Source organism: Sodalis sp. RH22 (genome assembly GCF_047324165.1).
Classification (GTDB): domain Bacteria; phylum Pseudomonadota; class Gammaproteobacteria; order Enterobacterales; family Enterobacteriaceae; genus Acerihabitans.
Map to the genome: position 1 here is coordinate 4966978 of NZ_CP178731.1, position 14600 is coordinate 4981577.

Sequence of the window (14600 nt, forward strand, 5' to 3'; positions counted from 1 at the left end):
CGGTCGCCGCTTAAGGCGGCGGCGCGACCGAGTGACGCCTTACCAGGGTCGGGCTGAAGGTATTGGTCACCTCCGGCAGCGGGTCCCCGTTCGCCAGCGCCAGCGCCAGCTGCGCCGCCTGGGTGGCCATCGCCACCACCGGATAGCGGATAGTGGTCAGGCGCGGTCGCAGGTAACGTGAAATCAGCACATCGTCAAAGCCGACCAGCGAGATTTGCTCCGGCACGTCGATACCGTTATCGCTGAGGACCGCCAGCGCGCCGGCGGCCATGGAATCGTTGTAACAGGCGATGGCGGTAAAATTACGCCCGCGCCCCAGCAGGCTGGTAATGGCCTGCTCGCCGCCCACCTCGTCGGGTTCGCCGTAGGCGATAAGCTTCTCATCCACCTCGATATCATGATCCTTCAGCGCATCCAGATAGCCCTGCAATCGATCGGTGCTGTCGGAAATGGGATGGCTTGAACAGATAAACGCAATGCGCCGGTGGCCCTGCTGAATCAGGTGGCGGGTGGCCAGCCAGGCGCCATAACGGTCGTCGAGGGCCACGCAGCGGCTGGCATAGGCCGGCAGAATACGGTTAATCAGCACCATGCCCGGAATATGCGCCATCAGGGCGTTAAGCTCCTCTTCGGGGATCATCTGCGCATGAACCACCAGCGCAGCGCAGCGGTGGCGGATCAACTGCTCGATGGCCTGCCGTTCCTGCTCCAGGATATGGTAGCCGTTGCCAATCAGCAGAAAGTTACCGGTGCGATAGGCTACCTGCTCCACCGCCTTGACCATGGCGCCGAAAAAAGGATCGGATACGTCCGAGACGATAAGCCCCACCGTTTCGGTGGATTGCTGCGCCAGCGCCCGGGCATTGGCGTTGGGATGATATTGCAGCTCTTCCATGGCGCCAAGCACCGCCTGGCGGGAATTGTCGCTGGCCTTCGGTGAATTATTGATAACGCGCGAGACTGTGGCGACTGATACACCCGCCAGTTTAGCTACATCCTTTATGGTGGCCATATCGCTTACAAGCTCTCAATAGGGTAATCGTTTACATTATTAAGTTTTACGGAAAAAGCCCGCCGATGCAAGGCGTTGGCGCACAGCTTTGGTGATCGCTGCGGGATAAATGAAAATTATCGCCGCGACTGATTTTCTGCTTTGTGGCGGGGGGGCGATTAATGTTAGTTTTATGTTTCAATTCCTGAACAAGACACCAATAGCATGGCTATTTCACGTTTCCCCCATCTGGCCCATTGGGGGGCGTTTACCGCAGTGGTCGAGGACGGCAGGTTAATCGGCTGCGAGCCCTTCGCCGGCGATCCGGACCCGTCGCCGCTGCTGGACTCCATCGCGCCGATGCTATACTCGGACCAGCGGATCCGCCAGCCGGCGGTGCGCCGCTCCTGGCTGCAAAAAAGGGAGCGCAGCGACGGCGCGCTGCGCGGCCGGGAAGCCTTTGTCGATGTCAGCTGGGATGTGGCGCTGGACCTGATTGCCGATGAGAACCGGCGGGTGCGCGATCGCTACGGCGCGTCCGGCATTTTTACCGGCTCCTACGGCTGGTCTTCCGCCGGCCGTGTCCATCATGCCCGCTCGCTGGTCAGGCGCTTTTATTTTGCCGGCGGCGGGGCGGTAGACCAGGCGGGCAACTACAGCTGGGGTGCCGCGCAGTTTTTCCTGCCGCATGTCATCGGCACCTTCAGTCCGTTAACCGGGCGCGTCACCGCCTGGCCCAGCGTGATTGCGCACTGCCAGCTGTTTATCGCCTTTGGCGGCCTGGCGCTGAAGAATGCCCAGGTTTCGTCGGGCGGCGCGGCCGAGCACACGCTGAAACCCTGGCTGAAGCAACTGGCGGCTAAAGGCACGCCGGTTATCAACATCAGTCCGACCCGTGATGATTGCCCGGCGTTCCTCCAGGCGGAGTGGATCCCCATCCGCCCGAACACCGACGTGGCGCTGATGCTGGCGCTGGCCTATGAAATCCAGCGCCTCGGCGCGCAGGATGACGCCTTTCTGGCCCGCTATTGCGTCGGATATCAACAGCTGGCCGGCTATCTGCGCGGGCAGGATGACGGCATCGGCAAAACGCCGGCCTGGGCCAGCGCCATTACCGGCATACCCGAGGCGCGCATTGCACGCCTGGCGCGCCAGCTTATCGGCGTGCGCAGTTTTATGACCTGTTCTTACGCCGTCCAGCGGGCGCACCGGGGCGAACAACCCTATTGGATGGTGATTGCCCTGTCCGCCATGCTGGGGCAGGTTGGCCTGCCGGGGGGCGGTTTTGCCTTCGGCCACGGTTCGATGAACGGCGTGGGCAATCCGCGCCTGGACGCCCAGGCGCCGACCCTGCCGCTGGGGCCGAACGCCGCCGCCGGCCTGACCATTCCCGTGGCGCGCATCGCCGATATGCTGCTCAATCCCGGCGGACATTACACCTTTCAGGGCGAGGACCGGCGCTATCCGGATATCCATATGATCCACTGGGCGGGCGGCAATCCCTTCCATCACCACCAGCAGCTTAACCGCCTGCTGGCGGGCTGGAGCAAACCCGATACCGTGGTGGTGCAGGATATCTGGTGGACGCCGGCGGCGAAGCTTGCCGATATCGTCCTGCCGGCGACCACCTCCCTTGAGCGCAACGATATCGGCGGGTCTTCGCGCGACAGTTACGTGCTGGCGATGCATAAGGCCGTGGAGCCGCGGCACCAGGCGCGTAACGATATGGATATCTTCGCCGATCTGGCCGATCGCCTGGGCTATCGCGCGGCATTTACCGGCGGACGGGACGAACAGGACTGGATAGAGCATCTCTACCGCCAAAGCGCCGAATCCCACGCCCGCGCCGGCCATGCGTGGCCGGCGTTCGCGCAGTTCTGGCGGGAAGGCCATATCAAGGTGCCCGCGCCCGCGCAGGATTTTATCCTGCTGGGGGATTTTCGCCGCGACCCGCTCGCGCATCCGCTGAAAACGCCGAGCGGGCGCATCGAGCTGTTCAGCGCCGCCATCGCCGGTTTTGGTTATGCCGATTTCGCCCCGCATCCGCAATGGCAGCCGCCGGCGGAATGGCTGGGCAGCGCGCTGGCCGCAACCTATCCGCTGCATTTGATTAGCCTGCAGCCTAAAGATCGGCTGCATAGCCAGCTTGATCCCGCGCCCCTGGCCCAGGGAAATAAAACCGCCGGCAAGGAGACGCTCCATATTCATCCCGACGATGCCCGCCGCCGCGGCATCCAGGACGGCGAAATAGTGGAGGTGTATAACCAGCGCGGCCGGATCCTGGCGGGCGCCAGGCATAATGACGGGGTGGCGCCCGGCGTTATCCTCATGGCCACCGGCTCCTGGTTTTCGCCGGGGCGGCAGGGCGATGAGGCCGGTATTGAACAGTCCGGCAATCCCAATGCGCTGACGCTGGATATCGGCACCTCGCCGCTGACCCAGGGCCCCAACGCCATGGGTTGCTTGGTGGAAGTGCGCAGGCGGTAAGGCTGAACGCCGTCGCCGCCGCCGGCCGTGACCAGCCGCGACCGCATTGTTTTAGACGGTCCGGGCGATAACCTGGCCGAATGGAATCAATGATGGGGTAAATTTTACAGTTGGTTTCATTTCGAGCGGTAATCTTGCGATTATGCGGTAGTGTAATCGGGTGACGGACTATAGAGTAGGTACTCCCAGAGGTATTGATTGGTGAGAAATCAGCATACTCTGTATGTTGAAACCATTTCAGTTGCACCAACCTACGCGGATGCGTAGGTTTTTTTTTGCCCGCGCTTTTCAGTTCCCGCCGCACGCTATTGTTATCCCGGACTTTATGTATGACCGCTTTTAGGTTGTAATACCTTTTGTGCGCCGCTTTTTTTTCTCTTCACCGGTTACCAGGCAAAAGGACCACATTATGCAACAGGCAACGTTGGTAAATGAATACGGCCAGCCTATCGGCGCCCGGCTTGCGGACTGGCAGTCCCGTCCGCTGCCGCAAAAAATTACCCTGGCCGGGCGTTTTTGCCGCCTGGAGCCGCTGGCGTTAACCCATAGCCCGGCGCTGTTCAGCGCCTGGCACAGTATCGCCGACGAACGCGACTGGACCTACTTTTCCCGCCGCCGGCCGGCGACCCTCGCCGCGTGCGATGCCCTGATCGCCGCCAATGCGGCCAGCGGCGATCCGCTGTTTTACGCGGTCATCGACCAGGCTACCGGGCTGGCGGCGGGCTCGGTGGCGCTGATGCGCATCGACCCGGCCAACGGCGTGCTGGAAATCGGCTGGGTTAACTGGTCGCCGCTGATGAAACGATCACCCTGCGGCACCGAAGCCATCAGCCTGCTGCTAAGCTATAGCTTTGACACCCTGGGTTACCGGCGCTGCGAATGGAAATGCCATAGCCTGAACCAGCCTTCCAACCAGGCGGCCCGCCGGCTGGGGTTTCAATACGAGGGCACCTTCCGCCAGGCGGTGGTGGCCAAAGGACACAATCGCGATACCTGTTGGTATTCCATTATCGACAGCGAATGGCCGGCCGTTGGCTGGGCGTTGCGGGCCTGGCTGGATAGCGATAATTTTAGCGCCGAAGGCAGGCAAAAGCGGCCGCTGGCGGATTTCAGGTCCGCAAACCAATAAGGAGATGGTATGCTTTTTTCTGTGTTGCGCCGGCTGTTCCGGCTGCTTTATCGGGTGGAACTGGTTGGCGATACGCGGGTATTGCAGCAGCCGAAGATCATGATTACCCCGAATCATGTCTCGTTTATGGACGGTATTCTGCTGGCGCTGTTTTTGCCGGTAAAACCGGTATTCGCCATTTATTCCACGATTACCGACGTATGGTATATGCGCGTGGTAAAACGTTATGTGGATATCCTGCCGCTCGACCCCACCAAGCCGCTCAGTATTAAACAGCTTATCAAGTATGTCGGCAGCGGCCGGCCGATTGTGGTCTTCCCCGAGGGGCGCATTTCGGTCACCGGGTCGCTGATGAAAATCTACGATGGGGCGGCGTTCGTTGCGTCCCGTTCGGGCGCAACGGTGGTGCCGGTCTGGCTGGATGGGCCGGAACTGACGCCGTTCAGCCGCATGGGCGGCATCATCAAGCGCCACTGGTTTCCCAAAATCACCCTTCATCTGCAGGCCCCGGTGTCCCTGCCGATGCCCGCGGCGCCCAGGGCGCGCGATCGCCGCCGGCTGGCCGGCGAGAACCTGCATCGCATCATGATGGAGGCGCGCATGGCCTCCCGGCCCCGGCAGACGTTGTATCAGGCGCTGCTGGCGGCGGCCCGGCGCTATGGCGTCGGCAAGCCCTGCATCGAGGATATCGCCTTCAGTCCGGACAGTTATCGCGGATTATTGAAAAAAATCTTCGGCGTCAGCCGGATTCTCGAACGTTTTACCGCCCGCGGCGAGCATGTCGGCCTGCTGCTGCCCAACGCCACCATTACCGCCGCCGTTATCCTCGGCGCCGGTCTGCGCGGACGCATTCCCGCGTTGCTGAACTATACCTCCGGCGCCAGCGGCATCAACAACGCGCTTAAAGCCGCCACCATCAATACTATCGTCACTTCCCGCCAGTTCCTGGACAAAGCCAAGCTGGCCGGCCTGCCGGAACAGGTAACCGGGGCGCGCTGGGTCTATCTGGAGGATCTAAAAGATCAGGTGACGCTGCGGGATAAGCTGTGGATCCTTGGGCATTTACTGTTCCCGGACCGGGCCGAGGTGGCGCAACAGCCCGGCGACAGCGCGCTGGTGCTGTTTACCTCCGGCTCGGAAGGCACGCCGAAAGGCGTGGTCCATTCCCATGACGGCATCCTGGCCAATATCGAGCAAATCCGCACGGTGGCCGATTTCACCCCGCGTGACAAATTTATGTCGGCGCTGCCGCTGTTCCATGCGTTCGGCCTCACCGTCGGTTTGCTGACCCCGCTGCTCACCGGGGCGCGGGTGCTGCTTTATCCGAGCCCGCTGCATTATCGTATTATTCCCGAGCTGGTTTACGACCAGAACTGTACCGTGCTGTTCGGCACCTCCACCTTCCTGGCGCAGTACGGCCGTCTGGCCCACCAGTATGATTTCGCCCGGGTGCGTTATGTGGTCGCCGGGGCGGAAAAATTGTCCGAAAACACCCGCTTGCTGTGGCAGGAAAAGTTCGGCATCCGCATTCTGGAGGGGTATGGCGTCACGGAATGCGCGCCGGTGGTGGCGATCAATGTTCCGCTGGCGGCGAAGCCTCATACCGTCGGCCAGATCCTGCCGGGCATGCAGGCGCGGATCATCGCGGTGCCGGGCATTGAACAAGGCGGGCGGCTGCAGCTGCGCGGGCCCAATATCATGCGCGGCTACCTGCGGGTGGAACATCCCGGCATCCTGGAAACGCCGGCGGCCGACAACGAACAGGGGGTGCGCGAAGAGGGCTGGTACGACACCGGCGATATCGTCACCCTGGACGCCCAGGGATTTTGCGCCATCCAGGGCCGGGTAAAACGCTTTGCCAAGCTGGCCGGCGAAATGGTGTCCCTGGAAAGCGTCGAGCAACTGGCCCTGAAGGTATCGCCGGACGCACGGCACGGCGCATCCGCCAAAAACGATAAAGCCAAGGGCGAGGGCCTGGTGCTGTTTACCACCGATGCCGCGCTGACGCGGGAGAAGCTGTTCCAGCAGGCCCGGCAGGACGGTATTGCCGAAATCTACGTGCCGCGGGATATCCGCCACCTCGACGCGCTGCCGTTGCTCGGCAGCGGCAAGCCCGATTATGTAGCCTTGAAAAAAATGGCGGAAGCCACGGAGCCACAGGGATGAACCCATCTGTAACCACTCCGGCGGGCGTATTATCCCGACCGATGCTGGCGGTCATGTCCGCGCAGTTTTTTTCCGCGTTTGGCGATAATGCGCTGCTGTTCGCCACCATTGCATTGATCAAGGAACAGCAATATCCGGCGTGGAGCCAGCCGGTGCTGCAAATGTTGTTTGTCGCCGCCTATATCGTGCTGGCGCCCTTTGTCGGCCAATTCGCCGACAATTTCGCCAAGGGCCGGGTGATGATGGCGGCTAATTCCCTGAAGCTTGCCGGCGCGCTGCTTATCTGTTTCGGTTTTAATCCGTTTATCGGTTATTGCCTGGTGGGGATTGGCGCGGCGGCTTACTCGCCGGCCAAATACGGCATTCTGGGCGAATTGACCCAGGGCGGGCAATTGGTCAAGGCCAACGGCCTGATCGAAGCCTCGACCATTGCCGCCATCCTGACCGGTTCCGTGGCCGGCGGGGTACTGGCCGACTGGCATCTGATCACGGCGCTGGCGGTCTGCGCCCTGACCTATGGCGTGGCGGTGGCGGCCAATCTGTTTATCCCGCGCCTGCCCGCGGCGCGCAAGGACAGCTCCTGGCATCCGGCGCGCATGGCGGGCCATTTCGGCACCGCCTGCCGCCTGCTCTGGCGCGACGGCTACACCCGCTTTTCCCTGATCGGCACCAGCCTGTTCTGGGGCGCCGGGGTGACCCTGCGTTTCCTGCTGGTGCTCTGGGTGCCGGTGGCGCTGGGCATTAACGATAACGCCACGCCGACCACCCTCAACGCCATGGTGGCGGTGGGCATCGTGTTCGGCGCCGGCGCCGCGGCCAGGCTGGTCACGCTTGAGACGGTACGGCGCTGCATGCCGGCGGGCATCCTGATGGGCGTGGTGGTGGTGGCGCTTTGCCTGCAACATCATTTGTTGCCGTCGTATCTGCTGCTGGCGCTGATCGGTATCCTGGGCGGCTTTTTTATCGTGCCGTTAAATGCGCTGCTACAACAGCGCGGCAAGGAGAGCGTAGGCGCGGGCAATGCCATCGCGGTGCAGAATTTCGGCGAGAATATCGCCATGCTGCTGATGCTGGGGCTGTATTCGCTGGTGGTCAGGCTTGGCGTGCCGGCCGTGATTATCGGGGTGGGCTTCGGCGTCGTATTCGCGCTGGCGATTGCCTTGCTGTGGCTGACCACCCGCGCCGGCAAAACCGCCGGCTGAAGCCGTGGCGACACGCGGAGCGACCGATAGCGCCGCTCCGTGCGGGTTAAGGCGCCGGGATGGTAAAGCGCTGATGGATGTATTCCAGTTCGGCGATAATCTCGTCGTTTAACGTCAGTTCCAGGCTATCGAGATTGGTCTGTAACTGTTCCAGGGAAGTGGCGCCCAGCAGGGTAGACGCCACAAACGGTTGCCGGCGCACAAACGCCAGCGCCATCTGCGCGGGGTCAATGCCGTAGCGCTGCGCCAGCGCCACATATTCGGCAATCGCCTGCTGGGTATGGGGCGCGCTGTAGCGGGTAAAGCGGCTGAACAGCGTATTGCGCGCGCCCGCCGGTTTGGCGCCATTGAGGTATTTACCGGTCAGCGTGCCGAAGGCCAGGCTGGAATAGGCCAGCAGCTCCAGCCCTTCAAACTGGCTGATTTCCGCCATGCCCACTTCAAAACTGCGGTTCAACAGGCTGTAGGGATTCTGCACCGTGACGATGCGCGGCAGATCGTGCTTTTCCGCCAACTGCAGATAACGCATGGCGCCCCAGGGCGTCTCGTTGGAGATGCCGAGATAGCGGATTTTCCCCGCCCGTACCTGCTCGGCCAGCGCTTCCAGCGTTTCGAGTATGGTTACCGCCAGTTTTTCGTCGGTGTACTGGTAATTCAGTTTGCCGAAGCAGTTAGTGGCGCGCTGCGGCCAGTGCACCTGGTAGAGATCGAGATAATCGGTGCCCAGCCGCTGCAGGCTGGCGTCCAGCGCCATGCGGATATTCTTGCGATCCAGTATCTGCTGGGGCCGGATGCCGGCGTCATTGCCGCGCGTGGGGCCGGCGACTTTGCTGGCCAGGATCACCTTTTCCCGTCCGCCCCGTTGCTTAAGCCAATTGCCGATATAGGTTTCGGTCAGTCCCTGGGTTTCGGGGCGCGGCGGCACCGGATACATTTCAGCCGTGTCGATCAGATTCACCCCGGCGGCAACGGCATGATCCAGCTGCGCATGGGCATCGGCCTGCGTATTTTGCTCGCCAAAGGTCATGGTGCCCAATCCCAGAACGCTGACTTCTAGTGAACTATGGGGAATACGGTGATAATGCATTGAGGCTTGTTCCTTAATGTCTGAAAAGATCAGGCGTCAACAGGCGCCGCCCGATCAGACTATAACCAAGCCAGGGCGCGGGGAAAAGCGCAAAATGGGCGGGCGGGGATGTTTAACCGACAAGGGCGCCGAACGCTCAGCGCGCGATCATCTGCGATACCTCATTACCGTTAATCTGCATATCATTGCCCTGCTCGTCGGTATAGCGAATCAGGCCGGTGGACTTATCCAGTTTAGGTTTGCCCTGGGTCAAAATCATCCGGCCGTCCTTGGTCGCCATCACATAATCACTGGCGCAGCCCGATAGCATGACGGTGAATAACACCGCCGATACGATTGCCACTTTTTTATTCATGTTATGTCCATGTTAAGCATTGGATCAATTACGACGGGCGTGGCTGACTTTCTTATTCCTGAGAAGGTTCAGCGCCTCGACGCCCATAGAGAAAAACATCGCAAAATAAATGTAGCCTTTAGGTACATGAATATCAACGCTTTCGAGGATCAGGGTAAAGCCGATTAAAATCAGGAACGCCAGCGCCAGCATCTTGACCGAGGGATGGCGGGCGACGAACTCTCCTATCGGCCGCGCGGCGAACATCATCACGCCTACCGCGATCACCACCGCCGCCATCATGATAAACAGGTGATTGGACAGGCCGACGGCGGTGATCACCGAATCCAGGCTGAAGATAATATCCAGCAGCATGATTTGCGTGATGGCGCCGAGAAACGAACTGACATTGGTGCTTTGATCGGCTTCGCCCCCTTCCAGCGCCTGGTGGATCTCCCGGCAGGATTTCCAGATAAGGAACAATCCTCCCAGCAGTAATATCAGGTCGCGGATCGATACCTCGGTCGCGAAAACGGTAAACAACGGGTAGGTAAGGCGAATCACCCACGAAATGGACGCCAGCAGGCAAAGCCGCATGACCATGGCGCCGAACAGGCCCAGACGGCGGGCTTTGGCTTGCTGTCTCGCGGGCAGCTTGGCGACGACCAGGGAGAGAAAAATGATATTATCAATACCAAGGACGATTTCCAGAACAGTCAGTGTTCCCAGCGCCAGCCACGCATCGGGATCCACGATCCAATCAAACATTGTGATCCATTACCTAAATGTAAACGAAGCTTAAACGAATATTATAAACAGGTCCAAAGGGCAGCAGGCAAGGTAAAATGCATTTACATCAGGAAATGCCGTGCCAGCATTGGCCCGGTGAAGGTCTTTTTCAGGTAAAACCCGCGCGGTAACGTCATGATCGGCTGGCCGAATTCGCCGATTGCCCTGGTCAGCGCCCGGCTATTGGCGGCCTTGGGCCTCAACTGCAGCACCTCGCCGTGGCGCGCGGTGATATGTTCCACGCGCCCGAGTACGATTAAATCCATTAATTCCTCCCAGTCATTTTGCAACAGCGATTCTTCCTCGGCGCTGGGACTCCACAGCAGCGGCGTGCCGATACGGCGCCGGGTGAGCGGGATCGCGCGTTCGCCTTCCACCGGTATCCACAGTACCCTGGCCAGCTTATACCTGACATGGCTGGACGCCCAGGTGACGCCGCTGTTGCCGGTCAGCGGCGCGACACAGACAAAGGTGGTTTCCAGGGGGCGGCCGCGGCTGTCGACCGGTATGGTTTTCAGTTCCACCCCGATGGCGGCAAAATCCTGCTCGGGTTTACTGCCCGCGCTGGCGCCCAGGTAACGTTCCAGCAAGACGCCGATCCAGCCTTTATCACGTTTCAGGTTGGCCGGCAGCACCAGGCCCGCGTGCGCCGCCAGTTCACCCAGATTATAGCCCGCCAGGGCGCTGGCGCGCGCCAATAGCTCTATTTCGTCCCCCGGCGGGAGGATCGGTGTGGCGATGAGGGGAAGGGTCATAAACAGTTATCCGCGTGCTGTATAAAAACTAATCGGCCGCCGGGGCCGTCCGACCCAGGATCGGCATTTAATCATCAGCCATAAATAATAGCATGATTTCACACTCTTTTTTAAGCGCCGATCGCGTTTTGCCGCCGGCGCGCCCGAGGTTGTACACCTGAAGCGGGCGACAATGAACAGGATCTTACACCATGTTATCCACAGAAGTATGGGATAAACCTAATAAACTGGCACTACTGTCACTATTTACAGCCTTGACGCCCCTGTTTTTTACAGGTTTGTACATATATCGCCGCGCTTTACAGCATAATTTGTGGATAAAATCATCATCGTCTGTTTTTTAACCTCATCGCGCGCAACCGGTGGATAGGCGGATCCCGCACGATCGTTCCCACGGCGGGATCCGGCAACAGGCGATTGAAAATCATTGTGTTTTCCCGCGGCGCGTTTTGCAAAGCCGGCGCGCGGCGAAAAGTTTTCCCTCTTTAACCCAGTGTTCTGCACATACCTATCCACAGAAAAAGTGAATAAAAGCACCGGCAGTTATCCCCGGCTGTTGATAACCATGCCGCATCCGGACGCCATTCGACGTCCAGGAAGTCGGACATTCCTTAAAAGCAGTGGTTTACCGTATTGAGCGAGTGTGAAACAATCAGGCTATCTTGCATTTTATGTAATCGAGGTAGTCCGGTGATCGATGATGATGGCTACCGCCCGAATGTTGGTATTGTGATCTGTAATCGTGATGGGCAGGTGGTATGGGCCAGGAGATATGGGCAGCACTCATGGCAGTTTCCCCAGGGCGGCATTAATCCCGGCGAAACCGCGGAACAGGCCATGTACCGTGAACTGTACGAAGAGGTCGGGCTGAGCCGTAAGGATGTGCGCATACTGGCCTCCACCCGTAACTGGTTGCGTTACAAGCTGCCGAAGCGTCTGGTACGCTGGGACACCAAGCCGGTTTGTATCGGCCAGAAGCAAAAATGGTTCCTGCTGCAGCTCATGTGCCCGGACGCCGATATCAATATGCAGCGCGGGGGCACCCCTGAGTTCGACGGCTGGCGCTGGGTCAGTTTCTGGTACCCGGTGCGCCAGGTGGTTTCTTTTAAGCGGGACGTTTACCGCCGGGTAATGAAAGAGTTTTCTACTATTGTCATGCCGTTGCAGGAAAGCGCTGTGCAACGGACTCTCCCAGGCTACAGACGGAAGAGGGGTTAAGCCACGCAGAATATGCTCACGCGCTTGCGGGAAATCGTTGAAAAGGTCGCCGCCGCGCCGCGCCTGTCGGATACGCTGGAAATTCTGGTCAATGAGACCTGTCTGGCGATGGATACCGAAGTCTGTTCGGTTTATCTGGCCGATAACGATCGCCGCTGCTACTACCTGATGGCCACGCGTGGTTTGCAAAAACCGCGCGGGCGCACCATCACGCTGGCTTTCGACCAGGGGATCGTCGGGCTGGTGGGCCGCCTGGCGGAGCCCATCAACCTGGCCGATGCCCATAACCATCCCAGCTTCCAGTACATTCCGGCGGTAAAAGAAGAGCGTTTCCGCTCCTTCCTCGGCGTGCCGATTATCCACCGCCGCCAACTGCTGGGCGTATTGGTGGTGCAGCAGCGCGAACATCGGCAGTTCGACGAAAGCGAAGAATCCTTTATGGTGACGCTGGCCACGCAAATGGCCGGTATTTTGTCGCAATCCCAGCTCAACGCGCTGTTCGGCCAATACCGCCAGACGCGCATCCGCGCGCTGGCCGCCGCCCCCGGCGTGGCGATAGCCCAGGGGTGGGTGGACAACAGCCAGCCTTCGCTCGATCAGGTTTTTCAAGCTTCGTCGCTGGACAGCGCGCGCGAGCGCGAGCGCCTGACGCTCGCCCTCGGCGAAGCGGCGGCGGAGTTCCGCCGTTTTAGCAAGCGTTTCACCGCCAATGCGCAAAAAGACAGCGCGGCGATTTTCGATCTTTACTCCCATTTGCTTAACGACGCGCGCTTAAAGCGTGAGCTGTTTGCGCGAATCGATGCCGGCGCCATGGCCGAATGGGCGGTAAAACAAGTTATCGAGCTGTTCGCCGAGCAGTTCGCGCAGTTGAATGACAGCTATATGCGCGAGCGCGCCGGCGATTTACGCGCCCTCGGGCAACGCCTGCTGTTTCATCTGGGCGATAACATCCAGGGCGAGACGCCCTGGCCGTCGCGTTTTATCCTGGTGGCCGATGAGCTGAGCGCCACACTGCTGGCCGAGATGCCGCAGGACAAAATGGTGGGCGTGGTGGTTAGGGACGGCGCCGCCAATTCCCATGCCGCCATCCTGGTGCGGGCCATGGGCATCCCAACCGTTATGGGCGCCGATATCCAGCCGGCGCTGCTAAACCAGCGGCTGTTGGTGGTGGACGGTTATCGCGGCGAGCTGCTGGTGGATCCCGAACCGGTACTGGTGCAAGAGTACCAGCGTTTAATCAGCGAGGAAAAACAGCTCAGCCGCCTGGCGGAAGACGATGTGGAACAGCCGGCGACCATGAAAAGCGGCGAGCGCATCCAGGTGATGCTTAACGCCGGCCTGAGCGCCGGACATGAACAGCGTCTGGGCAATCGCGTGGACGGCGTCGGCCTCTACCGCACCGAAATTCCGTTTATGCTGCAAAGCGGATTTCCGTCCGAGGATGAACAGGTCGCGCAATACCAGGGCATGTTGCAGCTGTTCCCGGCCAAGCCGGTGACGCTGCGCACGCTGGATGTCGGCTCGGATAAGCAACTGCCCTATATGGCGCCGCTTAATGAGGAAAATCCCTGCCTGGGCTGGCGCGGTATCCGCATCACGCTCGATCAACCGGAAATTTTCCTCATCCAGGTGCGCGCCATGCTGCGGGCCAACGCGGCTACCGGTAATCTCAGTATCCTGCTGCCGATGATCACAAGCGTCGACGAAATCGACGAGGCGCGGCGCCTCATCGACCGCGCCGGGCGCGAGGTGGAGGACATGCTGGGGTACGCGCTGCCGCCGCTGCGCATCGGGGTGATGATTGAAGTGCCCGCCATGGTGTTTATGCTGCCGCTGTTGATCAACCGGGTGGATTTTGTCTCGGTGGGCAGTAATGACCTGACCCAGTACCTGCTGGCGGTGGATCGCAACAATACCCGGGTGGCGGCCATGTACGACAGCCTGCATCCGGCCATGCTGCAGGTATTGGTGAAAATCGTCGCCGAGTGCCGTCTGTTGGGGCTCGATTGCAGCCTGTGCGGCGAAATGGCCGGCGACCCCATGGGCGCGCTGCTGCTGGCCGGCATGGGTTATCGTACCCTCAGCATGAATGGACGCAGCGTCGCCCGCATCAAATACCTGCTGCGTAATGTGGAGCTCGGCGACGCCGTTACCCTGGTGGAACGGGTGCTCACCGCGCAAAATGCCATCGATGTGCGTCATCAGGTGGCGGCGTTTCTGGAGCGCCGCGGGCTGGGCGGTCTTATCCGCGGCGGCAGGTAGGACGGCCGGCGGCGCAACCCGATATTAAAAACGCGTAAATTTTCCGTCGCCCCGCCGCGAACATTAGGCCGCTATGCTATGATATGCCGCCATCGGACGAACCAGGCGCACGGCGACGCAACGCTTTTTCGTGACCGAACGGCCTGCCGCCCCGTCGCACCGACGCGGTGAAAATGACTT

General features: G+C 60.3%; 12 protein-coding genes. 6 read left to right on the forward strand and 6 right to left on the reverse strand.

Annotated features, from left to right (window positions below; genetic code table 11):
* Positions 1–10: 10 nt before the first annotated feature.
* Positions 11–1012, reverse strand: a complete 1002-nt coding sequence (gene galR / locus ACL2XN_RS22590) for an HTH-type transcriptional regulator GalR (RefSeq protein WP_410013669.1) — start codon at positions 1010–1012, stop codon at positions 11–13.
* Between the two features lie 204 nt (positions 1013–1216).
* Between galR and ACL2XN_RS22595 the strand changes: the two genes are divergently transcribed.
* The 4 genes from ACL2XN_RS22595 to lplT all read left to right on the forward strand — a co-directional run bounded on the left by ACL2XN_RS22595 (position 1217) and on the right by lplT (position 7975).
* Positions 1217–3478 (forward strand): molybdopterin-dependent oxidoreductase, encoded by a 2262-nt coding sequence (locus tag ACL2XN_RS22595; RefSeq protein ID WP_413727739.1) that lies wholly within the window; start codon positions 1217–1219, stop codon positions 3476–3478.
* Between the two features lie 409 nt (positions 3479–3887).
* Complete coding sequence (locus ACL2XN_RS22600; RefSeq protein ID WP_413729516.1) at positions 3888–4607, forward strand: GNAT family N-acetyltransferase; 720 nt, start codon at positions 3888–3890, stop codon at positions 4605–4607.
* Between the two features lie 9 nt (positions 4608–4616).
* Positions 4617–6773 carry a bifunctional acyl-ACP--phospholipid O-acyltransferase/long-chain-fatty-acid--ACP ligase gene (gene aas / locus ACL2XN_RS22605; protein ID WP_413721348.1) on the forward strand — a complete coding sequence of 719 codons (2157 nt, stop codon included), beginning with the start codon at positions 4617–4619 and terminating at the stop codon, positions 6771–6773.
* A complete protein-coding gene (gene lplT / locus ACL2XN_RS22610) occupies positions 6770–7975 on the forward strand; it encodes a lysophospholipid transporter LplT (RefSeq protein WP_410013673.1) in 1206 nt (401 codons plus the stop codon). The genes aas and lplT overlap by 4 nt, the downstream gene beginning before the upstream one ends.
* Before the next feature lie 46 nt (positions 7976–8021).
* On the opposite strand, the gene ACL2XN_RS22615 is transcribed toward lplT, so the two are convergent.
* The 5 genes from ACL2XN_RS22615 to ACL2XN_RS22635 all read right to left on the reverse strand — a co-directional run bounded on the left by ACL2XN_RS22615 (position 8022) and on the right by ACL2XN_RS22635 (position 11444).
* Entirely contained in the window at positions 8022–9062 is a 1041-nt protein-coding gene (locus ACL2XN_RS22615; protein WP_413729517.1) for an NADP(H)-dependent aldo-keto reductase, read from the reverse strand.
* A 136-nt stretch (positions 9063–9198) separates the two neighbouring features.
* On the reverse strand, positions 9199–9417 hold the full coding sequence (locus tag ACL2XN_RS22620) for a YgdI/YgdR family lipoprotein (RefSeq protein WP_410013675.1): 219 nt from the start codon (positions 9415–9417) through the stop codon (positions 9199–9201).
* Between the two features lie 24 nt (positions 9418–9441).
* Positions 9442–10164 carry a TerC family protein gene (locus ACL2XN_RS22625; RefSeq protein ID WP_410013676.1) on the reverse strand — a complete coding sequence of 241 codons (723 nt, stop codon included), beginning with the start codon at positions 10162–10164 and terminating at the stop codon, positions 9442–9444.
* A gap of 83 nt (positions 10165–10247) precedes the next feature.
* Positions 10248–10940: a DNA mismatch repair endonuclease MutH gene (mutH, locus tag ACL2XN_RS22630; protein WP_413721345.1), complete on the reverse strand. Its 693-nt coding sequence runs from the start codon at positions 10938–10940 to the stop codon at positions 10248–10250.
* A gap of 270 nt (positions 10941–11210) precedes the next feature.
* Positions 11211–11444, reverse strand: a complete 234-nt coding sequence (locus ACL2XN_RS22635; protein ID WP_413729518.1) for a hypothetical protein — start codon at positions 11442–11444, stop codon at positions 11211–11213.
* A 186-nt stretch (positions 11445–11630) separates the two neighbouring features.
* On the opposite strand from ACL2XN_RS22635, the gene rppH reads away from it, so the two are divergent.
* Positions 11631–12158, forward strand: a complete 528-nt coding sequence (gene rppH / locus ACL2XN_RS22640) for an RNA pyrophosphohydrolase (RefSeq protein ID WP_410013678.1) — start codon at positions 11631–11633, stop codon at positions 12156–12158.
* Positions 12159–12170: 12 nt separating this feature from the next.
* Positions 12171–14420 carry a phosphoenolpyruvate--protein phosphotransferase gene (gene ptsP, locus ACL2XN_RS22645; RefSeq protein WP_410013679.1) on the forward strand — a complete coding sequence of 750 codons (2250 nt, stop codon included), beginning with the start codon at positions 12171–12173 and terminating at the stop codon, positions 14418–14420.
* The last annotated feature ends 180 nt before the right edge of the window (positions 14421–14600 follow it).